Source organism: Marinobacter sediminum (assembly GCF_016820575.1).
Taxonomy (GTDB): Bacteria; Pseudomonadota; Gammaproteobacteria; order Pseudomonadales; family Oleiphilaceae; genus Marinobacter; species Marinobacter sediminum.
On the sequence record NZ_JAEMQH010000001.1, the window covers coordinates 202,864 to 225,659 of the forward strand.

The following is a 22,796-nucleotide window of genomic DNA, read 5'->3' on the forward strand; positions in this document are numbered from 1 at the left end:
GAGCGGTGCCAACTGGACTAATTGCCCTGTCTGACCACCATTGCAGGGTCAGGCTACTGCCTGCCGATTGAGGCCGACGCCGCCCATCTGCCGCTCCATTAGCCCGTCCAGCGAGAAACGGCCGCCACCCTGAAGGGTCAAGGCCACGGTTACCGCAAACAATGTCAGCGCGTATTCGTAACCATTGTTGGACATAAACAGGCCGTTGCTGAAGTGGACCGCAAATATCGCCACCAACATGGTCAATGCCGACACCAGCGCCGCCGGACGAGTCAACAAACCAAGCACCAGCGCCAGGCCGCCGAAGAACTCGGCACTACCGGCTAGAAGTGCCATCAGGTAGCCCGGTTCAAGACCAATACTTGCCATCCACTGGCCAGTGCCTTCCAGCCCGTAACCGCCAAACCAGCCAAACAGTTTCTGCGCCCCATGGGCCGCCAGGATCAAGCCAACCGGAACCCGCAGGATCAATGACGCGAAACCACCGTTGGAACCGAGCAATGCCTGTGCAAATTGAGTGTTCATGTTTGTCACCTCTAAGCTTTCTTTAGTTAATGTGTCCTGAAGCGCTGCCTCAGTCGATGTAGAGACTTTACTCTCGCCAAATCGAAAGACTAAGAGGGCTAATATTGAGTTATTATCAACACTACGTTGATAAAATTAAGCCGGAGGGGAAAAAGATGGACCGCATCGAGGCCATGCGCGCCTTCGTGACCGTCGTCAATGAAGGGTCGTTCACCAGCGCCGCCGACAGGCTGGCGATGTCGCCTCAACTCGCCAGCAAGTACGTTTCCCAGCTGGAGCAACACCTGGGCGTGCGCCTGCTCAACCGCACCACCCGAAAACTGCACCTGACCGAGGCGGGAGCCCGATACCACCAACACGCCCAGCAGGTGCTGGACGACATCGACGACATAGAGAACCAGCTGGGTGACCTACAAACCCAGGCGCGGGGCCTGCTCCGAATCAGCGCTCCGGTCTCCTTTGCCACCCGTCACATGGCCCAGTTGCTGAGCGATTTCCAGAGCGCCCACCCGGATGTCGGCATAGACCTGCAGCTAAACGACCGTAAAGTCGACATCGTAGAAGAGGGCTTCGACATCGCTCTACGCATCGGCCATCTGAAAAGCTCATCGCTGATTGCCAGACGGATTGCACCGGTGCGTCTTGTACTGTGCGCCTCGCCCGACTACTTGGCGCAACAAGGCACTCCCATGCACCCGGACGACCTCCAACACCACCGCTACTTGCGTTATAGCTACATGGACCCTGAAGCCAGCCCTGCCTTACTCAAAGGATTCCAGGGCAGCGCTCGCGACAGCAGCCGCGACATGATCAGCAACAACGGCGATGTGCTGGTGGCGGCAGCCATCGCAGGTGCAGGGATTGCGCTGCAGCCCACGTTTATTTCCGGCGCCGCGATCAAGAAAGGTGCCTTGCAGATCGTTCTGCCCGACTACGAGCCCGAGCCCATGTCGCTGTATGCCGTGTATGCCCATCGCCAGTTGCTGGCCAGTAAAGTGCGCAGCTTCATCGACTTCATCGACGGCTATTTTGGCGAGCCGCCCTATTGGGATCGGTTTGAGTAACGGGAAGCGGTTCAATGCTATGCTGAACTTTTATGCCTCTGACAGCGCAGCGCCGTTGGCGCCTCAGACTTGGGAGAAGAACAATGACAGCATTCACCTTTAACACCACCAAAAGCGTTATTTGCGAGCCCGGCGCGATCAAGAAACTGGGCGCAATCGTGAAAGAACAGATCGGCAAGCGGGTGTTGATCGTGACGGATCCTGGCCTGATCAAGGCGGGCCTGTTGACCAGCGCGACTGACTCTCTGGATCAAGCCGGTGTGGAATATCAGGTGTTTGATGGCGTTGTTGCCGATCCCCCCGTGGCTGTCGTGGAAGCTGCCCTTGCCGAGGCCCGGGCAGCCAGCATTGATGGAGTTATCGGCTTTGGCGGCGGCTCGTCCATGGACATCGCCAAACTGATTGCGCTGCTGATGGGCGGCGGTGAGAAACTGGACGACATCTACGGCGTCGGGATGGCTAAAGGCCAGCGACTGCCGCTGATTCAGATCCCCACCACGGCCGGTACCGGCTCTGAAGTCACGCCCATTTCCATCATTACCGTGGGCGAGGCCGAGAAGAAAGGCGTGGTGGCACCGCAGCTGCTTCCAGACGTGGCCCTGCTGGATGCCGAGCTGACCCTTGGCCTGCCGGCTTCGGTGACCGCAGCAACCGGGGTGGATTCGATGGTTCATGCCATTGAAAGCTATACCTCCGCCTCAGCCAACAATAACCCGGTATCCCGCACGCTGGCCCGAGAAGCTCTGCGCTTGTTGGGCGCCAATATTGAGACGGCAGTGAAAGACGGCCGTAATGTTCAGGCCCGCTCCAACATGCTGCTGGGCGCCATGCTGGCCGGACAGGCTTTTGCCAATTCACCGGTAGCCGCCGTGCACGCCCTGGCCTACCCGATCGGCGGCATCTTCCATGTGCCCCACGGTCTTTCCAATGCCCTGGTGCTGCCCCACGTGATGCGATTTAACGCCAGTGCCTGTGCCGACGCCTACGCCACCCTGGCGCCCGACGCCTTCCCGGATCTGGCCTCAGTGCCAGAGGCGCAACGAGTAGATGAGTTCATCAACCGTCTGGAAGCCTTGAGTGCGGATATCGGGCTGGAACAAACTCTGCGAGAAGTAGGCATTGGCGAGACCGACCTTCCGGTCATGGCCGCTGATGCCATGAAGCAGACCCGCTTGCTGGTGAACAACCCACGGGAAGTCTCAGAAGCGGACGCCTTGGCCATATACCGAGCCGCGTACTGACACGAGCCGACCAACAGGAGAATTTTTTTGGAACGAAGCAACTTCCCGATGTTCTACGCCATCAACACCCGTTGGATGGATAACGACATCTACGGCCATGTAAACAATGTCACCTATTACTCCTACTTCGATTCCACCATCAATCGCTTCCTGATTGAGGAAGGCGGCCTGGATATCCATAACGGCTCGGTGGTCGGATTTGTGGTCAGCTCCAATTGCCAGTTCCGCAAACCCGTAGCCTATCCGGAGATAGTGGAGGCTGGATTACGGGTGGTGAAAACCGGTAACAGCTCGGTGACTTACGAGGTGGGCATTTTCCGGCAAGGCGACAACGAGGCATCTGCTGTCGGTCAGGTAGTGCACGTGTTCGTAAACCGGGAGAGCAACACCTCCACGCCAATTCCCGGCAATCTCCGAAGTGCCATGGAGAGAATTAGCCAACCCTGACCTAAAGGGACTGCCAGCGGGCACTGAAGAAATCGAGAAACACCTGAATTCGGGCCGACAGCGTGGTATTGCGATAGTAAACCGCATTCACCAGCTCCCGCGGATTGGGCCGAGTCAGGTGCTCGCCGAGCACTTCCACCAGGCGGCCTTGCTTCACATCCTCCCCCACCATAAAGCGCGAAAGGTAGGCCAGACCATTGCCTTGCAGACACAGCTGGCGTACCGCTTCACCACTGCTGGCACGGATGGACGGCCGGATTTGCAGGCCATCACCCACATGCCAATGATTGAGCGATTCCGGCGCGGTGAAACCGATCAGCGTGTGCCTGGCCAGATCGTCGGACGTCTCACATGGCCCCTGCTCCCGCAAATACTCAGGCGACCCTACGATCGACAATGGCGACCGCCCCATCGGCCGCGCGTGTAGCGTTGAATCCTCCAGCGGACCGATCCGGATTGCGACATCAATACGTTTTTCCAGCAGATCCACCATCTGATCACTGGCGGTCAGCTCCAGCTCGATCTCCGGGTACGCCTCCCGAAACGCTTTTACGTGCGGCACGATCTGATGCAGGACAAAGGGATTGGCGGCGTCTACCCGTAACCTCCCCGCGGGTTTTTGCCGCCGGACTGCCAACGTTTCTTCCGCCTCTTCCAGAGTGGACAACCCGGCACGCACCTGGTCGATAAAAGCCCGACCTTCCTCGGTCAGGTTGACCTGGCGTGTGGTGCGATTGAGCAAGGTGGCGCTCAGGGATTTCTCCAGACGGGACACTGCCCGGGAAACCTTGGTCACCGAGATTTCCAAATGTTCCGCCGCGGCGCTGAAACCACCGCTGTCGACTACCGCCAGCAGGTAAACCAGATCCTCAGAACGACTTTTCATTGCATATTCCGCAAAGGTTATTTTCGGAAAGAGACATTTATCGCAAAAGTATGAGGCGCCAGACTAGCCAGCGTCAATCAAACCTACTGGAGATATCTGACATGCCCATTGCGTTATTTGCACTGACGCTCAGTGCCTTTGCAATCGGGACCACCGAGTTCGTTATTGTCGGCCTGGTTCCAACCATTGCCCTGGATCTGGGAGTCAGCCTGCCGTCGGCGGGCCTGCTGGTCAGCCTGTATGCGCTCGGTGTTGCCATCGGCGCACCGGTTCTAACCGCTCTCACCGGGCGTTGGAACCGCAAACTGGTACTGCTGTCGCTGATGGCATTGTTCATCCTTGGCAACTTGCTGGCGTGGATGGCACCGAACTACGGCTCGTTGATCACCGCCCGGATCCTCACTGGCCTTGCCCACGGGGTGTTCTTCTCGATCGGCTCGACCATCGCCACCAGCCTGGTAGCGAAAGATAAAGAAGCCAGTGCCATCGCCATCATGTTCACTGGCCTCACGGTAGCCCTAGTGACAGGCGTTCCACTGGGGACATTCATCGGTCAGACATTTGGCTGGCGCGCGACCTTCCTCATCGTCGCCGCCCTGGGTGCCATTGCCCTGGTTGGCAGTGCCCTACTGGTCCCGAAAAACCTTAAGCAATCGGTGCCAGCGAGCCTGAGCCAGCAATTGCAGGTGCTCACTCACCCGCGCCTGCTACTGGTCTATGCCATGACCGCCATAGGCTATGGCGGAACATTCACCGCGTTCACCTACCTCACCCCCATTCTTGAGGATGTGACCGGCTTTGCTTCTGGCATGGTGAGCCTGCTACTCCTGGTTTATGGCGTGTCGGTGGCCACCGGAAACATTTGGGGCGGTGAACTCGCAGATCGCCTGGGGCCGACATCTGCGCTGTACATTATCTTTGGCGGGCTGGCGGCGATCATGTTTGCGCTCACCTTCAGCGCCCACTACCCGATTGCCGCCGTGATCACCTTGCTGGTCTGGGGTGCCTTTGCCTTCGGCAATGTTCCGGGGCTGCAGGTGTACGTCGTGCAACTGGCCGAACGCTACACACCTCACTCGGTTGATGTAGCTTCCGGTCTCAACATCGCTGCGTTCAACATCGGCATTGCCGGTGGCGCCTGGCTTGGCGGGCATATTGTTGAAGACATGGGGTTAATGAGTACGCCCTGGATCGGCGGGCTCATCGTGCTTTCGGCCTTGATGCTGACGCGGATTTCGGCAGCACTGGACAGCCGCAGTCCTATCCCAGCCTAGATTCCCCCAGAAGCTTCCGGTTGTGGCCGGCACGAGCTGAGCCGGGTCAATGCTATTGCTCGGCTTGAACGGGACAATTAACTCCTACCCAGTCGGCAAGGAATCAATAAAAAAGGGGCATGACAGTTTTACTGCCATGCCCCTCATTGGTTGATTGACTGACCGATTATTTAGGCCAGATCAAACCGGTCCGCGTTCATCACCTTGTTCCAGGCAGCCACGAAGTCCTTAACGAACTTCTCTTTCGAATCCGCCTGAGCGTAGATCTCGGAGATCGCCCGCAGTTGCGAGTTCGAGCCGAAGATCAGATCCACCCGGGTACCGGTCCATTTCACGTCGCCGGTCTTGCGGTCGCGGCCCTCGAAGACGTCGGGATCCTCGGAGGTTGGCTTCCACTCGGTGTCGAGGTCGGTCAGGTTCACGAAGAAATCGTTCGTGAGCTGGCCCGGCGACTTGGTGAACACACCGTGTTTGGCCTGCTTGTAGTTGGCATCCAGGGCACGCATACCACCCACCAGCACCGTCATCTCCGGTGCACTCAGGCCCAGCAGCTGCGCCCGATCAACCAGCATCTCCTCGTCTGAGACCGTAAATCTGGCCCGGCGATAGTTGCGGAATCCGTCCGCTTCCGGTTTCAGCGGCTCGAACGACTCGGCATCGGTCTGCTCGTCCGTGGCGTCGGTGCGGCCCGGAGCAAATTCAACGATCACCTTGTGACCGGCGTCTTTCGCCGCTTTCTCAACTGCGGCTGCGCCACCCAGTACGATCAGATCGGCCAGGGACACCTGCTTGTTGCCAGACTGCGCGTCATTGAACGCCTTCTGGATGCCTTCCAACGTCTGCAGTACTTTCGCCAATTGCTGCGGCTCATTGGACTCCCAGTCTTTCTGGGGCGCCAGCCGGATGCGTGCGCCATTGGCACCACCGCGCATGTCGGAGCCGCGGAACGTGGAGGCAGAGCACCAGGCAGTCGAAACCAGCTCAGGCACGGACAAGCCTGATTCCAGGATCTTACTCTTGAGATCGGCAATGTCCTGGGAATTCACCAGCTCATGGCTTACCGGCGGTACCGGATCCTGCCAGATCAGATCTTCGGCCGGCACTTCCGGGCCGAGGTAGCGAACCTTCGGGCCCATGTCCCGGTGCGTCAGCTTGAACCAGGCCCGGGCAAAGGCATCGGCGAACTCTTCCGGGTTCTTGTGGAAGTGCTCAGAGATCTTGCGGTACTCCGGATCCATCTTCATCGCCATGTCGGCGGTCGACATCATGATAGGCACTTTCTTGGACGGATCTTCCGGATCCGGTGCCATATCGCTTTCTGTCAAACCGACAGGCTTCCACTGGTTGGCGCCGGCCGGACTCTTGGTCAGTTCCCAGTCGTACTTGAACAGTACGTCAAAGTAACCCATGTCCCACTTGGTCGGGTTGGCGGTCCAGGCGCCTTCCAGGCCGCTGGTAATGGTGTCTCGGCCTTTGCCGGTGCCGTAGTTGTTTCTCCAGCCCAGGCCCATTTCCTCCATCGGGGCAGCTTCGGGTTCCGGGCCCACATGCGCGGGGTCACCGGCACCATGGGTTTTACCGAAGGTATGGCCACCAGCGGTCAGGGCTACGGTCTCGTAGTCGTTCATCGCCATGCGGGCGAAGGTTTCCCGAATATCGTGAGCCGAGGCCAGCGGGTCAGGGTTGCCGTCCGGGCCTTCCGGGTTTACGTAAATCAGGCCCATCTGCACTGCAGCCAGCGGGTTCTCAAGGTCACGGTCGCCGGAATAGCGGCTGTCGGCCTTGTCACTGGTGGCCAGCCATTCGTGCTCAGCACCCCAGTAGATGTCTTCTTCCGGCTGATAGATATCCTCGCGACCACCACCGAAGCCAAAGGTTTTGAAACCCATGGTTTCCATGGCCACGTTACCGGTCAGAATGAACAGATCGGCCCAGGACAGCTTGTTGCCGTACTTCTGTTTGATCGGCCAGAGCAGACGACGAGCCTTGTCGAGGTTGCCGTTGTCAGGCCAGCTGTTGATCGGTGCAAAGCGCTGGTTACCGGTTGCGGCGCCGCCACGGCCGTCGCCCTGGCGATAGGTTCCGGCGCTGTGCCAGGTCATACGGATGAAGAAGGCGCCATAGTGGCCGTAGTCTGCAGGCCACCAGTCCTTGGAGTCGGTCATCAGGTCGGCCAGATCTTTCTTCACCGCGGCCAGATCCAATTTTTTGAACTCTTCGGCGTAATCGAAATCCTCACCCAATGGATTGGAGCGAGGCGAATGCTGATGCAAGATGTTCAGGTTCAGCTGGTTCGGCCACCAATCCGCTACAGAGGGGCCACGGCTGTCCATTTTCGTTTGGGCGCCGTGCATCACCGGGCACTTGCCAGCACCTGATTGATTCGTACTTGAAGTCATAACTCTCTCCGGGTGTGCAACATTATCGTTGGTCTATCCAAGATAGACCAAGTTCACAATCCGGCAGCCTCCTGCGATGGGCACAGCAAAAAAACTTTGCCGCGCTGGTTCTTCCAGGAATTCCGCCAGCTTCTTGATTTATAGTTTTAGCAGTCGTACACGGTTGTCACTATTAGCTTTTTCTAACCAGCGCTATAGTTTTTTGTTGTCGATTAAAAAACAACCAATGCCGAAACTTTGGAGTCACACGAAGGGGCTTCGAAAGGTGCGTGGGGAGGATGTGGAGAGGGCAAACTGGATTAAAAGTGACCAATCAGGGATAATTTCACCGACTTTTTAAACCCATTATTGATGTCACTTTCCTCTTATTATGACGTTTTTCAATATAGCTCAAGTTGTTATCTTCACCGTTCTGCTTCTCAACACCGTGCACCTGATGCCAACACTTGGCCGTTGCTTGCGCTTACCCGAAGCCGCCCTGCAGTCAGGTTATCTGTGCACATTGCTCGCCGTGCGCCTGGCGCGGAACGTCCTGGGACTTATCCTGGTTACCGCCAGCACCGCACCCAATCCGGAAATTCACGCACTGGTACCCAAGGGTATTCTACTCTTCGTGGTACTGGCCGCCGCCAATGTAGCGCTGACTCACTACCGTCAGCGTAATGGAGTGGAAGGGGCGAGGTTCTAATGTTTTGAAGGTGCCTATTACCCTTCTCCAACAATAAAACGCCCGCTCAATGCGGGCGTTTTATTGGTCAGACTAACGATTGAAAGGTGTATTGGACTCGAGAATTTCAGGCTTCCGCCAACTTGGCCTTTGCCGCTTCGTCTTCATCCAGTGATGATTCCGCATCCAGCACCAGGGCCAGCTCTTCATCGGCGGTTTTCGCCACCAGCTGGTTTTTGCCGTAGGCGAAATAGTAGATGGCCCCCACAACGAACAGAATGATGGTGTAGTTGAACGCCCTCGGATCGAAAGCATAAACCCCGGTCATCGCCACCAACGACAGAATCAGGGCAATGGCCGACGTCATGATGCCGCCCGGAGTCTTGTAGGGCCGTGCCAGACCCGGCTGGCGAATCCTGAGCAGAATGTGACTGGCGGACATCAAGGCGTAGGAAATGGTGGCGCCGACCACAGCCATGCCCAGGATCAGGTCACCTTCGCCGGTGAGCGACACCAGGAAGCCAAACACACCGGGAACAATCAATGCCCACATCGGCGCCTTGCGCTTGCTGGTCAAAGACAGCGCCTTGGGCAGGTAGCCGGCCCGGGACAAGGCAAACACCAGCCGGCTGTAGCCGTAAATGATGGAAAAGAATGAGGCGATCAATCCCGCCAGACCCAGCACATTGATCAGCGTCGCCAGGGTTGGATTGCCCGTGACTTTCAGGGCATCAACAAGGGGTACACCGCTGGCCCCGATGGCTTGGGCACCGGCAGCGCCCGCCAGCAACACCACAACCAGCAACGCCGTGAACAACAGGAACACCATGGCTCCGATGATCCCGCGGGGCATGTCCCGGCCTGGATCCTTGGCCTCCTCAGCGGCCAGTGGCACCCCTTCTACCGCCAGAAACAGCCACATGGCAAACGGCAAAGCCGCCCACACACCGAACCAGCCGAACGGCAGGAAGTCACTGGTGCCGGCCTCACCCGTCGGCGCGATGTTGAACAGGTTGGCAGAATCGAAATCGCCGACGAGAGCCACCGCGGTCGCCAGGATCGCAAAGACCGCCAGGCCGCTGATCACCATCATCACCTTTAGCGCCTCACCTACGCCGGCCAAATGGATGCCAACAAACACCGCATAAAATAAGGCATACACCCAGGGCCCATTGACGCCGAGCAGCTCCTCCACGGCAGCGCCGATGAAGATGACGATTGCGGCCGGGGCCAATGCGTACTCAATGAGGACCGCCAGGCCGGTCAGGTAGCCACCGGTAGCCCCCATCGCGTGGCGGGCGAAGCTGTAGCCGCCGCCAGCGGCGGGAATCGCAGCCGACATTTCAGCCAACGACAGTACCAGGGCGAAATACATCACGGCCATCAGCGCCATGGCAATCGCGAAGCCACCCCAGCCCGCTTCTCCGATACCAAAGTTCCAGCCGGCAAAATCCCCGGAAATCACGTAGGAAACCCCCAGTCCCGCCAGCAGCACCCAGCCGGCGGTTCCCTTCTTTAATTGGCGCTTGGCCAAATACTCGTCATCAACACTATTAGACATGTGCATTCTCCAAATCTCTCTGGGTTTAAAGGTCAAAAGTCAGTTGGTCAGAAAATTGTTGTTGGCTAATTTGTTCTCGATCACCACCTCTTCGGTCCGGTCTTTGAGTTCGACCCCCGAAAGTTTCAGGCGGTCGGCCTCGCGGATCAGATACAGGAGGCGTTGGCTGGCATCTTCAAAGCGGAGTCCGGCAGGCCGGACATTAGAAATGCAGTTTCGATGGGCATCTGAGAGGCCAGCTTTCGGCCCGAAGGTCAGGTAGATGCCCAGGCTGTCTGGCGCACTCAGGCCCGGGCGTTCCCCGATGAGAACCACCACCATGCGAGCCCGCAACAGAGCGCCGATTTCATCGCCAATGGCGACCCGGCCCTGCTGAACAATGGTCAAAGGCGCCAACCGCCACGACTGGCGCTCCTGCTCAAAGTCGGCCAGGAAGCGCTCAAGAAAGGGGGTGACGTTGGTTTGCACCGCCGAGGACGACAGGCCATCCACCACCACCAACGCCAGGTCGGGCGCAGATTGCTCTGAATCTTGAGCCTCCAGCACGGCGTCCTGAGCGGATGGGGACAGGCGTCGCCCTAGATCCGGACGCTGCAGGTAGGTGAGTCGGTCGGCCGCCTGGCTGTGCAAGCACAAAGGCTCAGAGGCGATGGCCTTACTATCCAGATGACTCAAATCTTCAATCAACTGGCCAACCGCCAGCGGGAAGTGCACCGCATCCCGGGCCCGAGCGTGAGCAAGCTGAAACTCGAGCAGTTCCGAGGTCGGCAGGCTTATCCCGGCCCGGCCCAGGCCAATCCGGGCATCGGTATACCGGCGCAGCGAACGCCAAACGTTAGTGGTGACAAGGCCTTTGTGATGATCAGTCATGACGGGCCTCCCCGGACAACCCCTTGAGGCTGTTCTTGAACGCCGGCGGGAGTTCCGCGCTGGGCTCGTAACGGGCGCCGTCTTCAAAGATGTTCATGCGCTCCAGCCAGGCTGCGAATTCCGGCGCCGGTTTCAGATCCAGAGCGCGGCGGGCGTATAGGGCATCGTGGAAAGATGTGGTCTGGTAGTTCAACATGATGTCGTCTGAACCGGGAATGCCCATGATGAAGGTGCAGCCGGCAACCCCAAGCAAAGTGAGCAGGTTATCCATGTCGTTCTGGTCTGCTTCGGCGTGATTGGTGTAGCAGATGTCACACCCCATCGGGACGCCCAGCAATTTGCCGCAGAAATGGTCCTCCAGCCCGGCCCGGATGATTTCCTTACCATCAAACAGGTACTCCGGCCCGATAAATCCCACCACCGTATTCACCAGCAGCGGGTTGAACCGACGGGCCACCGCGTAGGCCCGGGCCTCGCAGGTCTGTTGATCCAGACCATGGTGGGCGTCGGCAGAAAGCGAACTGCCCTGCCCGGTTTCGAAATACATGACGTTTTGTCCGACCGTGCCCCGCTTAAGTGACAGTGCGGCATCCTGAGCCTCCTGCAGGGTTGCCAGGTTGAAACCGAAGCTGCTGTTGGTGGCTTCGGTGCCGCCAATGGACTGGAACACCAGATCCACCGGCGCCCCCTGCTCAATCGCCTCGAGGGTGTTGGTCACATGGGTGAGCACGCACGACTGGGTCGGGATGTCGTACTTGCGGATAACCTCGTCCATGAGCCGCATCAGTTTGGTGGCCTGGGCCACGTTGTCAGTCGCCGGATTAATGCCAATAACCGCGTCCCCACTGCCATACAGCAAACCGTCAAGAATGCTGGCGGCAATGCCTGCCATATCATCGGTGGGGTGATTCGGCTGCAAGCGAGTGGAAAGATGCCCCGGCAGGCCAATGGTGTTGCGAAAAGCGGTCTGCTCGCGACATTTACGGGCCACCAAAATCAAATCCTGATTGCGCATCAGCTTACTCACGGCGGCCACCATCTCTGGCGTCAGCCCCGGCCTCAGGGCTTCCAGCACCTCGGGGGTGGCATGATCACTAAGCAACCAGTTTCGGAAGTCGCCGACGGTCAGATGAGCGATCGCCAGAAAGGCTGTGGCGTCGTGATCGTCCAGAATCAGTCGCGTCACTTCGTCAGTCTCATAGGGAATCAGCGCTTCCGACAGGAATGCTTTCAGCGGCAGTTCAGCCAACCGCATCTGGGCCACCACACGTTCTTCCGCCGACTCTGCCATCACACCGGCCAACCGATCACCGGAGCGGGCTGGCGTGGCCTTGGCCATCAGGTCCGCCAGGTTCCGGAAGTGCCAGGTGCGTCCTCCGACCTGATGCGAATAGGTGTGCTGCATTGTGCCTCTCCGAAAAACACCCACCCCAGGCTCGTCGCCTGGCGTGGAAGGTATGGATATTGCTGGTCCTTCCACTGTAGCCGGTGAGCAAAAAACCGGTTATCGGAAATCGGCAAACCTTGGCAGGGCGGCAAGTCGACTGAAACCAAGACAAAAACCCGGCTCGCAGGAAGCGCAATTGAGGCAAAAAACCCCGTGAATCAGCACCTGAGAGTCAAACATGCACCATAAAACCAAAAAAAACGCACCAGAGCGGTGCGTTTACGAATGCGACGACGTCAATGAGCAGGCCAGCAACCTGACCGACTGGAACCAGACTTACAATCAGATGGGAGCTGGGCGCTTTTATGGCCGAATTGACGAACTCCGCCTGGGTAATATGCAGGTGTATCGCGAACACAGCAGCCGAACTCTGCACCAACAGTGCCTGGTTCGGCCAAAAGCCATCTGGTTTGGCATTCCTGCCAATCGGGAGAAGTGCCGCATAAACGGCCAGACGCTGGAGCGCACGGACATTCTGTGTCGCCCGGGAAACCAACCATTCGAACTGGTCACTCAGGATAGGTTCGATATGCTCGGGATTGTGGTTGGTAAACATGAGCTGCTGGGGCAAGCCCAGGCTCAGGGTGTCGCCATCAAGTCGCTGGACATGGACAGCTCCCCTAGACTGAAGCTACCGCTCAAGACGCTCCAACACCTACGCTATCTGATGACCCGCATCATCGACGCCGGGCCCGTCGATAGCCACATTCATCGGGACATACTGATCATGGGCCTGCTGGAACTCATGAGTGTTGAACAGCCCAACCACAAGGTTGCCCCCAGCTACAGCCATCGACAAAGCGTGGTCGACCGAATCAGGACTTACGTGGAGTCGGCCGACGAGATGCCAGCCACGATGGCGGAGCTGTGTGAAATCGGGTGTGTCAGCCGTCGCACATTGCAGTACAGCTTCGAGAGTATTCTGGGGGTCAGTCCGTCCCAGTTTCTGCGCGTCAGCCGGCTGAACCGGGTAAAACGCATGCTCAGTGGCCCAGACGCTGTCTCCGTTTCTGACGCCGCGGCCTTCAACGGCTTCTACCATCTGAGCCAGTTTGGATCCGATTACAAACAGCTGTTCGGCGAGCTACCGTCGCAGACCAGGGCCCGCCACTCAGCCTGATACCGGAGCAAACTCAACCCGGTTCCGGCCCTTGTCTTTGGCCTGGTACATAGCGGAATCCGCCCGCCGCATCATCTCCTGAAAGCTTTGGGTATGTGCTGACATGGCCACGCCGCCAATACTGGCCGAGATGGGCAGAGGATATCCCCCGACCTGATACCCTCGCTTGGCTATTTTGGTCAGCAGGCGCTCGGTAACAGTCTCCACCTCTTTACGAGTGCCGATGTTGAGAACGGCGGCGAACTCTTCACCACCAATACGACCAATGATGTCACCATCGCGCAATTCCTCAGTCATGATGGTGGCGACAAAGCTCAAGACGCGGTCGCCCACTTCGTGGCCCCACTGGTCGTTGATCTCTTTAAAATAATCCAAATCAATCATCAGCACCGTCAGCGTGTGTTGCTGTGCACGGGCCTGCTCGAACGCCGCGATGCCTTGCTGAAAAAAAGCACGCCGGTTCAGCAGCTGCGTGAGTTCGTCACGCTCCGCCAGCAGCTTCAGGTTGCGCTCCGCCTGGGTAAATGCCAGCAGCGGTAGCGCCATGACAGTGGCCGTTGCCAGCATCAAATGATGGGCCAGGATCAGTGTGAGTACAGCATCGACGTCGAGGCCAACCAGCTCCCATTTACTGGTGCCAATCACAATAACCTGAAGCATCATCAGGATGCCGTGAATACCGAAGATGGTCTGGAGTATTTGGAATGGCAATCTGGGCGTGCGGGCGCAGCTTGCCAGGCGATAGATCGCGACACTGAAAACAAGCGCAGACCAGAGCGCCGTTAGCACGCGCGGGGCCAGCGCGTCCCCCGCATGAGACACCAACAGACCCGTAACGTAAAACACGCCACAGGCAACCAGTACTCGCGATGACCTGCCGCCGCCTGCCAGGGGCATACCCAGCAGGTTGTGAATGCCTGCAAGAACCAACCACGGCGACAGACCGAGGCACAGGTGCGCCGCCAGCACCGTCACAAGGGGCACGTCTATAACGATGCGAGCACCGGCCAGCGCACTGCCGGCAACGAAGGTCACACAGGCAAGCGCCCAGAGCCGAAAACAGGTTTGCCGATCCCGCAACCGATAAACCAGCCACAACAGTCCACCCACCATCAGATTGATGGTGACCGATAACAACAGCAGTGTGGGCAAATGAATGTTCAGTTCCATGAAGCTCTGATTTATAGGGCTGGAAGACGGGCGGGAGTGGCCTCATGAGACAATAGCAGCTGCCACAGACCTTTCGATAGGTTGCTTTGTAGCGTTTAGTATCGTTATTGTCACTGCTTCTTACTCACCGACTCAGGAACGCCATGAACGCCACCATCGAACTTCTGCAGTCCCATCGCTCGATTCGCAAATTCACCGAGCAGAAAATCCCGCGCGAGTTACTGCACGAGCTGATTCGCGCCGGCCAGTGCGCTGCCACGTCGAATCACGTTCAGGCCTACTCCGTCATCCACGTAACCAACCCGGAAAACCGGCAGGCCATCGCCGAACTGGCCGGTGGCCAGAGCTACATTGCCGACTGTTCGGATTTTCTGGTGTTTTGCGCGGACATGAAACGCTCCACCAACGCGGCTGAGCGCGCGGGCGCCGAGGTCGTACGGGGCACCACGGAGCAGCTGGTGGTGGCCAGTGTGGATACCGCCCTGATGGCACAGAATGTGGCCGTGGCGGCCGAATCGGAGGGTCTGGGGCTGTGCTACATCGGCGGCATTCGCAACAATCCGGCCGAGGTCAGCAGCCTGTTGCGCCTGCCGGAGGATGTGTACCCGGTGTTCGGCATGTGCCTGGGCTACCCCGATCAGAACCCGGAAGTGAAGCCGCGACTGCCGGTGGAAACCATCCTGATGGAGGACTACTACCGGGACGATCAGGAGGAGCAGCAGGTGAGTGGGTTCGACAGCACCATGAACCGCTACTACCAGGTGCGCAGTGGCGGTAACAAAGACACCAACTGGTCGGAACAGTTGAAACCTCTGTTCACCACCAAGCTGCGGCCGCACATGCGTGAGTTTCTGAAGGATAAGGGCTTCGGACTGAAATAAAGGCTCACGTGCCCCGGGGGCAGGCCCCGGTGCACGTGGCCCCAATCAGGCGCTGACCTTCTGCCACACCGAAAATTCCGAGAAGCTGTGCTGGAACTTGTTCCGGGTTTCCCGGATCACAAATGGCAGGCTGCGCGGCTCGCCGAGAAGGCGGAAATGCGGCGCCAGCATGTCTTTCAGACCGTCCAACGTGGTGTATGCCTTTCCGTCCTTCATGAAACCACCCACCCATGAGGCCTTGGGCGTGTATTCCTCCATCCACGTATAGGGCGAGGCAATGGCCAGCAACCCGCCTTCGTTGATCCGTTCGTGCACGGTGGTCAGAAAGTCCGCAGGCCTGTAAAGCCGGTCGATCAGATTGCCGGCCAGCACCAGGTCGTAACCCGCGAACGAGGGGTCGAGGGCACAGGCATCACCCTCGTGAAACGCCACCCGTGCCGTCGTTTGCTCCAAACCCAGGGACGCCAGGGTGCGTTCGTGATAGGTCACCAGCTCACCTTCCTCCGGCCGGGCGTAGCGAACCTGCTTGTCCGTAGCCATCTCCCTGCACTTGCGAATGAAATTGGCTGAAAAGTCGATGCCGTCAACATGATCAAACTTTCTGGCCAATTCAAAACTGCTGCGACCGCAGGCGCAGCCAATGTCCAGTGCCCGTCCCAGGGGACGGCCGTCCATGGCGTCCAGGGCCGCATCCGCCAGCTCTTTTGGGAAATTCGGCTCGCCGTGCCATTGCTCGCCGTAATTGAACTCCAGATACTGGGCAAGCGTGGTGTTGTCCTCATAGAACGCGTGTTGCTGCACTTAGTCATCCTCCGGGATTAACAAAATAGCCAACTGAGCCGGTGTTACTGGCCTGCCAGTTTCGGGTAGAGCGGCTCCATGACCGGTTTGAGACCTTTCGCATCGTCAATGAACAGCTGCAGGTGCGGGAAGGGAATTTCTATGCCGGCGTGGTCCAGAGCGTCTTTGATCTGTTCCAGCAATTCCGCCTTGATACTGGGCTGCACATCGAGGTTATCCGGGCCGATCCAGGCCTGAACGGTAAGATCAATCGAAGAGTCACCCAGATTCGACAGCATCACCTTGGGCATCATGTCGGCGACCTGCAGCACCTCCGGATGCTGTTCCAGTATCGGCATGATGATCTGGCGGGCCGCCTCCGCTCGCTCCTTGTAGGCGATACCGACCGAAATGTTCAGCCGGATGGCGCCCTCGGTGCTGAAATTAACGATCTCGGACGAAGCTACGCTGTCGTTGGGAATCATCGTGAAGATGTTGTCCCGGGTCCGCAACCAAGTGGTGCGCAGGGCGATTTTCACCACCTTGCCATCCTGGCCATTGATCGTAACCCAATCCCCGATCCGAAACGGCCGTTCAATCAGCAAGGTCACCCCGGCGATGAAATTCGACAAGGTGGACTGGGCGGCGAAGCCCACCGCGATACCAACAATGCCCAGGCCGGCGACGATGGATAAGACATCAAAGCCAAACTGTGCCAGCACGGTAACCGCCCCAAACGCCACCAAAAGTACGGAAAACAGGTTATCCACCAGCTGACGGATGGACGGGTCGAGATGGGCACGCTGCATGGATTCAACGATGACCCTGCCTAACACCAGCCAACCGACGTAGAAGCCAAGGGCAATAAAGCCGGCCTTGGCAACCGATTGAAGCAACTCGGGGGTGCCACCAAACTGGGCCAACACGGTTAGCAGGAAACCAAGTCCGACCAGGTAACGCAGGCCGGTTCGGACATGGGCGAACGTATGACTGTCGCTTCGCTTTTGCCCCAATACCGCTTTCAGCGCCGCAACAATCACGAGATAGATGCCCGCATACAGGCCGAGGTAGACCATCAGAATCAGCAACTGGCTGATCACCCCGACCCCCAGGTCGGTCCAGTCCACCTCCCCTGCGCCCAGGGCTTCCAAGGAATCGCCGAGATTCTTTTTAAGCTGCTCAGCCACGGCTTGCCAGAAGCTGTCCGCCATTGTTGTTTTCCTTTTCCAAAGGTTCCGTGTGGCCAACAAGTCAGCCCGATGCCCTGCTATCTTAGGGGTACTACCAAATTATGGATCAATCACGTCAATTGCGCAGGGACCGCACGCCATCACCCGCTCCGAGCAGCGACGCCAGCCAGGGATTCAGTTCGGGATAAGCCGCCAGATCCAGAACAAACTCCTGGCCCCGGGCCGCGCACTGCAGGTAACACCAGGGCGCAGCCAGCCGCCAGCGGTCCGCCTTGGTGTGGTAGCTCAAGGGCGGCCGATCCTCACCAGGAAAAAAAGCGGCGGGCAGCCGCCACTGGGTCGGTAACCGGCCCTCAGGGTCACTCAAAACCTTGAGCGCATCCAACTGAGTGAATGCACCTGCGCCGGGCACGTCCTGGCTCAGACCCGGCATTTCCAAGCCTTCCGAGGCCAGGTATAAGGTGTTACCGGGATCGGGCTGACCGTGCAAATGCGGATGATACCGGGCCCAGGGCAAGTCCTGCTCCGACATCTCATCGACAGTCACCACCTCGCCAATGTGCAGCCAGCCCCAGAGCGCATGAAAAGGCCGGGTGCCGGGCACAAAGCGCCAGCGCCGACGCCAGAGTTCGGCGTGCCGAAACACCCCGAAGAACAGAAACAGATCTCCGGTCGTCACATCCTGGTTGCGCAGGTGGCCCTGAGCAGCACCGGTCTGGCCAAGCACGGGGCGCCAGCCTTCTGCACGGGGATAGACCCCCGCCAGCACGTCTGGATCAAGATGAGCACCGTCGCCGCCCCGAACCCGGCCGCCACTCAGATCCCGGGCCAGCTTGCCCAGCCGGCGCTCGCCAAAGCGCACGTCATCGTAACGGATTGAGGATTGGGCATCGGGTATCGGCAGTACACACAGGGAGCCGTCCGGCAGCACCGGGCTCGGGCAACCTCCGGCGGAGGAATCGAAACCTTTTCGGCTCAGGATCAGGCGCATGGGATCACCACAGCAAAAAGCAAAAAGCAAAAAGCAAAAAGCATGAAGCATGGGCGCGCCATGGTAACCCAGCTATCGGGGGAATGCCCGCGGGCGGGTTGAAACCCTGCCACTTCGGCACCATGATTTCCGTCTCACAAACGAATGTTGCTGGAGCCCCATGCCCACCCGACCTGACTATTCCCTGCTTGAACTCGCCTCGGTACGCGAGGGCGATTCTGTTGGCACTACCCTGGCCAACAGTGTCGCTTACGCCCAGCACGCCGAAGCGCTGGGGTTCCAGCGCTTCTGGCTGGCCGAGCACCACAACATGGAGGGCATCAGCAGCTCCGCCACGTCAGTTCTGATTGGCCATATCGCCGGCAAAACCAACCAGATCCGGGTCGGATCTGGTGGCGTGATGCTGCCGAATCATCCACCGCTGGTGATTGCTGAACAGTTCGGCACCCTCGAAAGCCTGTATCCGGGGCGCATTGATCTGGGCCTGGGTCGGGCGCCCGGTACTGACCCTGTTACCGCTCGAGCTTTGCGCCGGGATGGCCTGGGTGCGGAACAATTTCCAGAGGATGTGGCCCGGCTTCAGGAGCTGCTAGGACCGCTGCACCCCGGCCAGGCAGTGAAGGCCATTCCCGGGGCAGGCACCAAGGTGCCGATCTGGCTCCTGGGCTCAAGCCTTTATAGTGCTCAGCTGGCGGCTATGCGTGGTCTGCCCTATGCCTTCGCCGGACACTTTGCGCCGCGACTGTATCGCGAGGCCCTGCGTGTCTACCGGGATAACTTCCAGCCCTCTGAGCAACTGGATCGGCCCTACGCCATGCTTGCGGTTCCAGCCATTCCCGCCGACTCCATGGCGGAAGCCAAGTTCCTGGCGACCACCAGTTACCAGCGCATTCTGTCCCTGTTCCGAGGTCAGCCGCTGTGGATGCGTCCGCCAATCGAGTCCATGAACGGGCTCTGGAACGCCGGCGAGAAAGCCAGTGTGCAGGACTTCCTATCGCTGCAAATGATAGGCGATGTCAACGACCTGAACCGCCAGCTTGATGAGCTGTTGGCCAGTGTCGAGGTGGACGAGCTGATGTTTACCATCGACATCTACGATCCCGCCCACCGTCGTCGCGCCCTCGATATCCTGGCCCAAACTCGGGCCGAATCGCGCTAGAGCACCGACTCGATGGCCCGAATCAACTTCGGGTCAGACGGACCAACCCAGCTTGGGAAGGCCTCAAGCACCTGACCATTGCGATCGACCAGGTATTTCGAGAAGTTCCACTGAGGTGCGGTACTTTGCTCGTTGATGTGTGCGAACAACGGCGTGGCGCCTGCCCCGGTCACCGGGCCGGGCGCGATCATGGTGAACTCGACACCAAAATTCTTGTAGCACACCGACGCCGCTTCTTCTTCGCTGGAAGCTTCCTGCCGGAAGTCGTTGCTGGCAAAGCCAACGACGACAAGCCCCTGATCCCGGTATTGATCGTGAAGCGCCTGCAGGCCCCGGAACTGCCCGGTGTAGCCACAGTGGCTGGCGGTATTCACCACCAGCATGGGTTTGCCGGCTGCCAGGTCACAAAGATTCACTTCATCGGTGGAATGGAGCTTGCGCAGGTCGTGATCCAGAAAAGCCGGACACGCGACCGCTTCTGGCTCTGCAGCCTGGATACCCGGCGCCATCAGGATCATGATGACAAGCCCGAACATTACTCTGATCATCGTGTATTCCCCTCGTTTCCTGCCGATATTACGAACGACACCAGCAAACGGTTCCAACCACGCCTGAAGAAGCTGGACAGGCCCGGCATCTGCCACTAGATTGCCCCTGAACAGCAACCGGTCCAGAGTAGGAACCATGACAACGCCCGACCTTCACGTATTTCTATCCCACGGCCTGGAAAGCGGCCCCGGTGGCACCAAGATTCAGGCCATGAAAGCGGTTGCGGAGAGTTTCTCCGAGGTAACCGCCATTGCTGTTGATCATCGCAGCACCAAAGTTCCGGCGGAGCGGCTCGAGCAGATGGCAGCAGCCATGGCCGAGGCCGGCGCCGATCCGGCAAGAACAGTGTTAGCGGGATCGAGCATGGGCGGCTGGGTGTGTGCTCAAACCAGCGCCGAATCGCCCGTACTCGGGTGCTTCCTGCTGGCCCCCGCACTGGCCATGGCCGACTACCCGCAGTCCAGCCCCAAGATTCAGGCCCAACACTGCCAAATCATTCACGGCTGGGACGATGACGTGGTGCCGGTCAAACCCGTGCTTGAGCTGGCGCGTGAACAGGCGCTGCCGGCGCTGGTGCTGCCCGATGCCCATCGGCTCGAGAACAGTGTCGATCGGGTGGTCTCGGAGTTCCGGCTGTTTCTCGAACTTTGCCGCTCCGACCTGAATAAAGCCTAATTTCATGCACTTGCAATATCAGTTCAAAAGCATGGCTTGAAATTATTGTTTTGGTAGTTTCCTTGCGAAAACGTCGTTGTTTTGCCAGTCTTTATTAATGGAATAATAAGTTTCAGTCATAAAACGGACGGAGAAAACTGATGAGCAGGATGAGCAAACTCAAGAAGCTGGCCGGAATTTCAGCGTTCGCTTTTGCGGCCATGACCGCCGCCAACTCGGTCAACGCCGCCAACTGGCGTTATGCGCACGAGGAATATGAAGGCGACGTTCAGGACGTGTTCGCGTATAAGTTCAAGGAATATATCGAAAACAACTCCGAGCACACCCTCCAGATCTATCGCTTCGGCGAACTCGGCGAGTCTGACGACATCATGGAGCAGACCCAGGCTGGCATTCTGAACTTCGTTAACCAGTCCCCCGGTTTCACCGGCGCCCTGATTCCGGAAGCACAGATCTTCTTCATCCCTTACCTGATGCCCACCGACATGGACACGGTCATCAAATTCTTCCGTGAAAGCGAAGCGATCAACGAAGACTTCCCCGAGCTGTATGCAGAAAAGGGTCTTGAGCTGCTGAAGATGTACCCGGAAGGCGAGATGGTCGTCACCGTGGACGAGCCGGTAACCAAGCCGGAGGACTTCAACAACAAGAAGATCCGGGTTATGACCAACCCGCTGCTGTCGGAAACCTACAGCGCCTTTGGCGCCACCCCGACTCCGCTGCCCTGGGGTGAAGTGTACGGTGCCCTGCAGACCAACATGATTCAAGGTCAGGAAAACCCGATTTTCTGGATCGAATCCGGCGGTCTGTACGAAGTATCCCCGAACCTGGTCTTCACCAGCCACGGCTGGTTCACCACCGCCATGATGGCGAACCAGGAGTTCTACCTGAACCTCAACGCCCAGGACAAAATGCTGGTGCAGCGCGCAGCCGACTTCGCGTTCGAAGAAATCATCAAGCACATTGACGGTCTGGCCGACGAAGCACTGGCCAAGATTCAGAAGGCCTCTGACGAAGTTACTGTGACCCGTCTGAACGCCGAGCAGATCAAGGCATTCAAGGATCGCGCTCCGCAGGTCGAGAAGAAGTACATCGAAATGACCGGCGAAAGCGGCAAAGAGCTGCTGAACCAGTTCAAGGAAGACCTGAAAGAAGTTCAGAGCAAATAATCTGACCCGCATCATTCCTGATGCACCACGGCCCGCCGGCGCCAGCCGACGGGCCTGTCTCTTAACCCCGCGCCGCCGGGGACAGCCTACCGGCCGGGCGCAGCATGTTCTGGAGCAGAACTCATGTCCGAGAACTCCCCGGATCTAGAGGACGATACAGGCAGCTACGAATCGGGCCTGCCCGGGTTTCTGGGAACCATCGATGTCTGGATCAGTAAGATTGAAGCGGTAATGCTGGCGGTTGGGGTCATCCTGATGGCCGTTAATACCTGCGTAAACGTCATTGCACGCTTTGTCTTTGGCGAAGGGCTGTTCTTCTCCGGTGAGATTAACCGGATCCTCATCATCCTGATCACCTTTGCCGGTATCGGCTACGCCGCACGCCATGGTCGCCACATCCGTATGTCTGCGGTCTACGACGCCTTCCCCGCCAAAGGCCGCAAGGTCCTGATGATCTTTATTGCCCTCTTCACCTCCGTGGTGATGTTTTTCCTGTGTTATCACTCATTCGGTTACGTCGAGACTCTCTACAATCGCGGCCGGATCCTGCCCGCGCTCGGTTTCGAAATCTGGTGGATCTATGTCTGGGCACCCGTCGGCTTTGCCATAACCGGCATTCAGTACTTTCTAACGGCCGTCAAGAACTTGACCAGCAAGGATGTGTATCTCTCAACCGGAGTGGTTGATGGCTACAGCGATACCGAATCGGAAGTATGAACCACGCAGCTGAT

At 58.4% G+C, this 22,796-nt stretch carries 22 protein-coding genes; 11 read left to right on the forward strand and 11 right to left on the reverse strand.

Going from position 1 to position 22,796, the window contains the following annotated elements:
- Positions 1-48 precede the first annotated feature (48 nt).
- A complete protein-coding gene (locus tag FGO67_RS00945; RefSeq protein WP_203298870.1) occupies positions 49-525 on the reverse strand; it encodes a DoxX family protein in 477 nt (158 codons plus the stop codon).
- A gap of 155 nt (positions 526-680) precedes the next feature.
- Between FGO67_RS00945 and FGO67_RS00950 the strand changes: the two genes are divergently transcribed.
- From FGO67_RS00950 to FGO67_RS00960, 3 genes are all read left to right on the forward strand, one after another.
- On the forward strand, positions 681-1,589 hold the full coding sequence (locus tag FGO67_RS00950) for a LysR family transcriptional regulator (RefSeq protein ID WP_203298871.1): 909 nt from the start codon (positions 681-683) through the stop codon (positions 1,587-1,589).
- Between the two features lie 83 nt (positions 1,590-1,672).
- Positions 1,673-2,830: an iron-containing alcohol dehydrogenase gene (locus FGO67_RS00955; RefSeq protein WP_203298872.1), complete on the forward strand. Its 1,158-nt coding sequence runs from the start codon at positions 1,673-1,675 to the stop codon at positions 2,828-2,830.
- Between the two features lie 27 nt (positions 2,831-2,857).
- On the forward strand, positions 2,858-3,277 hold the full coding sequence (locus FGO67_RS00960; RefSeq protein WP_238942124.1) for an acyl-CoA thioesterase: 420 nt from the start codon (positions 2,858-2,860) through the stop codon (positions 3,275-3,277).
- A 1-nt stretch (position 3,278) separates the two neighbouring features.
- Here the strand turns inward: FGO67_RS00960 and FGO67_RS00965 are convergent, their stop codons facing one another.
- Positions 3,279-4,163, reverse strand: a complete 885-nt coding sequence (locus FGO67_RS00965) for a LysR family transcriptional regulator (protein ID WP_203298873.1) — start codon at positions 4,161-4,163, stop codon at positions 3,279-3,281.
- A gap of 101 nt (positions 4,164-4,264) precedes the next feature.
- On the opposite strand from FGO67_RS00965, the gene FGO67_RS00970 reads away from it, so the two are divergent.
- Positions 4,265-5,437, forward strand: a complete 1,173-nt coding sequence (locus tag FGO67_RS00970; RefSeq protein WP_203298874.1) for an MFS transporter — start codon at positions 4,265-4,267, stop codon at positions 5,435-5,437.
- Positions 5,438-5,607: 170 nt separating this feature from the next.
- Here the strand turns inward: FGO67_RS00970 and katG are convergent, their stop codons facing one another.
- On the reverse strand, positions 5,608-7,836 hold the full coding sequence (gene katG, locus FGO67_RS00975) for a catalase/peroxidase HPI (protein ID WP_203298875.1): 2,229 nt from the start codon (positions 7,834-7,836) through the stop codon (positions 5,608-5,610).
- A gap of 436 nt (positions 7,837-8,272) precedes the next feature.
- On the opposite strand from katG, the gene FGO67_RS00980 reads away from it, so the two are divergent.
- Entirely contained in the window at positions 8,273-8,524 is a 252-nt protein-coding gene (locus FGO67_RS00980; protein WP_238942125.1) for a hypothetical protein, read from the forward strand.
- Between the two features lie 106 nt (positions 8,525-8,630).
- Here the strand turns inward: FGO67_RS00980 and eat are convergent, their stop codons facing one another.
- The 3 genes from eat to FGO67_RS00995 are packed head-to-tail and all read right to left on the reverse strand — an operon-like array spanning position 8,631 to position 12,339.
- On the reverse strand, positions 8,631-10,064 hold the full coding sequence (gene eat, locus FGO67_RS00985) for an ethanolamine permease (protein ID WP_203298877.1): 1,434 nt from the start codon (positions 10,062-10,064) through the stop codon (positions 8,631-8,633).
- A gap of 39 nt (positions 10,065-10,103) precedes the next feature.
- Positions 10,104-10,934, reverse strand: coding sequence for an ethanolamine ammonia-lyase subunit EutC (gene eutC, locus FGO67_RS00990; RefSeq protein WP_203298878.1), 831 nt, complete (start codon positions 10,932-10,934; stop codon positions 10,104-10,106).
- Positions 10,927-12,339 (reverse strand): ethanolamine ammonia-lyase subunit EutB, encoded by a 1,413-nt coding sequence (locus FGO67_RS00995; RefSeq protein WP_203298879.1) that lies wholly within the window; start codon positions 12,337-12,339, stop codon positions 10,927-10,929. The genes eutC and FGO67_RS00995 overlap by 8 nt, the downstream gene beginning before the upstream one ends.
- A gap of 220 nt (positions 12,340-12,559) precedes the next feature.
- Here FGO67_RS00995 and FGO67_RS01000 point away from each other — a divergent pair, with 220 nt between their 5' ends.
- Complete coding sequence (locus FGO67_RS01000; RefSeq protein ID WP_203298880.1) at positions 12,560-13,501, forward strand: helix-turn-helix domain-containing protein; 942 nt, start codon at positions 12,560-12,562, stop codon at positions 13,499-13,501.
- Here the strand turns inward: FGO67_RS01000 and FGO67_RS01005 are convergent.
- Positions 13,493-14,671, reverse strand: a complete 1,179-nt coding sequence (locus FGO67_RS01005; RefSeq protein WP_203298881.1) for a GGDEF domain-containing protein — start codon at positions 14,669-14,671, stop codon at positions 13,493-13,495. The genes FGO67_RS01000 and FGO67_RS01005 overlap by 9 nt on opposite strands.
- Before the next feature lie 143 nt (positions 14,672-14,814).
- On the opposite strand from FGO67_RS01005, the gene nfsA reads away from it, so the two are divergent.
- On the forward strand, positions 14,815-15,552 hold the full coding sequence (gene nfsA / locus FGO67_RS01010; RefSeq protein ID WP_203298882.1) for an oxygen-insensitive NADPH nitroreductase: 738 nt from the start codon (positions 14,815-14,817) through the stop codon (positions 15,550-15,552).
- Between the two features lie 45 nt (positions 15,553-15,597).
- On the opposite strand, the gene FGO67_RS01015 is transcribed toward nfsA, so the two are convergent.
- The 3 genes from FGO67_RS01015 to FGO67_RS01025 all read right to left on the reverse strand — a co-directional run bounded on the left by FGO67_RS01015 (position 15,598) and on the right by FGO67_RS01025 (position 18,513).
- A complete protein-coding gene (locus FGO67_RS01015) occupies positions 15,598-16,353 on the reverse strand; it encodes a putative 4-mercaptohistidine N1-methyltransferase (RefSeq protein ID WP_203298883.1) in 756 nt (251 codons plus the stop codon).
- 44 nt (positions 16,354-16,397) lie between these two features.
- Positions 16,398-17,543, reverse strand: coding sequence for a mechanosensitive ion channel family protein (locus FGO67_RS01020; RefSeq protein ID WP_203298884.1), 1,146 nt, complete (start codon positions 17,541-17,543; stop codon positions 16,398-16,400).
- A 94-nt stretch (positions 17,544-17,637) separates the two neighbouring features.
- On the reverse strand, positions 17,638-18,513 hold the full coding sequence (locus FGO67_RS01025; RefSeq protein WP_203298885.1) for an Nmad3 family putative nucleotide modification protein: 876 nt from the start codon (positions 18,511-18,513) through the stop codon (positions 17,638-17,640).
- 160 nt (positions 18,514-18,673) lie between these two features.
- On the opposite strand from FGO67_RS01025, the gene FGO67_RS01030 reads away from it, so the two are divergent.
- The gene (locus FGO67_RS01030) at positions 18,674-19,672 is read left to right on the forward strand and encodes an LLM class flavin-dependent oxidoreductase (RefSeq protein ID WP_203298886.1); all 999 of its coding nucleotides are present in this window, start codon (positions 18,674-18,676) and stop codon (positions 19,670-19,672) included.
- Here FGO67_RS01030 and FGO67_RS01035 read toward each other — a convergent pair.
- Positions 19,669-20,220 (reverse strand): glutathione peroxidase, encoded by a 552-nt coding sequence (locus tag FGO67_RS01035; RefSeq protein WP_203298887.1) that lies wholly within the window; start codon positions 20,218-20,220, stop codon positions 19,669-19,671. The two genes, FGO67_RS01030 and FGO67_RS01035, sit on opposite strands and share 4 nt — an antisense overlap.
- Before the next feature lie 136 nt (positions 20,221-20,356).
- On the opposite strand from FGO67_RS01035, the gene FGO67_RS01040 reads away from it, so the two are divergent.
- From FGO67_RS01040 to FGO67_RS01050, 3 genes are all read left to right on the forward strand, one after another.
- Complete coding sequence (locus tag FGO67_RS01040) at positions 20,357-20,896, forward strand: YqiA/YcfP family alpha/beta fold hydrolase (protein ID WP_203298888.1); 540 nt, start codon at positions 20,357-20,359, stop codon at positions 20,894-20,896.
- A gap of 140 nt (positions 20,897-21,036) precedes the next feature.
- The gene (locus tag FGO67_RS01045) at positions 21,037-22,065 is read left to right on the forward strand and encodes a TRAP transporter substrate-binding protein (RefSeq protein WP_203298889.1); all 1,029 of its coding nucleotides are present in this window, start codon (positions 21,037-21,039) and stop codon (positions 22,063-22,065) included.
- 123 nt (positions 22,066-22,188) lie between these two features.
- A complete protein-coding gene (locus tag FGO67_RS01050; protein ID WP_203298890.1) occupies positions 22,189-22,782 on the forward strand; it encodes a TRAP transporter small permease in 594 nt (197 codons plus the stop codon).
- Positions 22,783-22,796 lie beyond the last annotated feature (14 nt).

Coding starts and splice junctions, on each gene's coding strand:
- katG (WP_203298875.1), bottom strand. CDS start 7,836: ATGACTTCAAGTACGAATCAATCAGGTGCTGGCAAGTGCCCGGTGATG.
- eat (WP_203298877.1), bottom strand. CDS start 10,064: ATGTCTAATAGTGTTGATGACGAGTATTTGGCCAAGCGCCAATTAAAG.
- FGO67_RS01040 (WP_203298888.1), top strand. CDS start 20,357: ATGACAACGCCCGACCTTCACGTATTTCTATCCCACGGCCTGGAAAGC.
- eutC (WP_203298878.1), bottom strand. CDS start 10,934: ATGACTGATCATCACAAAGGCCTTGTCACCACTAACGTTTGGCGTTCG.
- FGO67_RS00995 (WP_203298879.1), bottom strand. CDS start 12,339: ATGCAGCACACCTATTCGCATCAGGTCGGAGGACGCACCTGGCACTTC.
- FGO67_RS00950 (WP_203298871.1), top strand. CDS start 681: ATGGACCGCATCGAGGCCATGCGCGCCTTCGTGACCGTCGTCAATGAA.
- FGO67_RS01030 (WP_203298886.1), top strand. CDS start 18,674: ATGCCCACCCGACCTGACTATTCCCTGCTTGAACTCGCCTCGGTACGC.
- FGO67_RS01020 (WP_203298884.1), bottom strand. CDS start 17,543: ATGGCGGACAGCTTCTGGCAAGCCGTGGCTGAGCAGCTTAAAAAGAAT.
- FGO67_RS00955 (WP_203298872.1), top strand. CDS start 1,673: ATGACAGCATTCACCTTTAACACCACCAAAAGCGTTATTTGCGAGCCC.
- FGO67_RS00980 (WP_238942125.1), top strand. CDS start 8,273: ATGCCAACACTTGGCCGTTGCTTGCGCTTACCCGAAGCCGCCCTGCAG.
- nfsA (WP_203298882.1), top strand. CDS start 14,815: ATGAACGCCACCATCGAACTTCTGCAGTCCCATCGCTCGATTCGCAAA.
- FGO67_RS01025 (WP_203298885.1), bottom strand. CDS start 18,513: ATGCGCCTGATCCTGAGCCGAAAAGGTTTCGATTCCTCCGCCGGAGGT.
- FGO67_RS01000 (WP_203298880.1), top strand. CDS start 12,560: ATGCACCATAAAACCAAAAAAAACGCACCAGAGCGGTGCGTTTACGAA.
- FGO67_RS00945 (WP_203298870.1), bottom strand. CDS start 525: ATGAACACTCAATTTGCACAGGCATTGCTCGGTTCCAACGGTGGTTTC.
- FGO67_RS01050 (WP_203298890.1), top strand. CDS start 22,189: ATGTCCGAGAACTCCCCGGATCTAGAGGACGATACAGGCAGCTACGAA.
- FGO67_RS00965 (WP_203298873.1), bottom strand. CDS start 4,163: ATGAAAAGTCGTTCTGAGGATCTGGTTTACCTGCTGGCGGTAGTCGAC.
- FGO67_RS01005 (WP_203298881.1), bottom strand. CDS start 14,671: ATGGAACTGAACATTCATTTGCCCACACTGCTGTTGTTATCGGTCACC.
- FGO67_RS00970 (WP_203298874.1), top strand. CDS start 4,265: ATGCCCATTGCGTTATTTGCACTGACGCTCAGTGCCTTTGCAATCGGG.
- FGO67_RS01045 (WP_203298889.1), top strand. CDS start 21,037: ATGAGCAGGATGAGCAAACTCAAGAAGCTGGCCGGAATTTCAGCGTTC.
- FGO67_RS01035 (WP_203298887.1), bottom strand. CDS start 20,220: ATGATCAGAGTAATGTTCGGGCTTGTCATCATGATCCTGATGGCGCCG.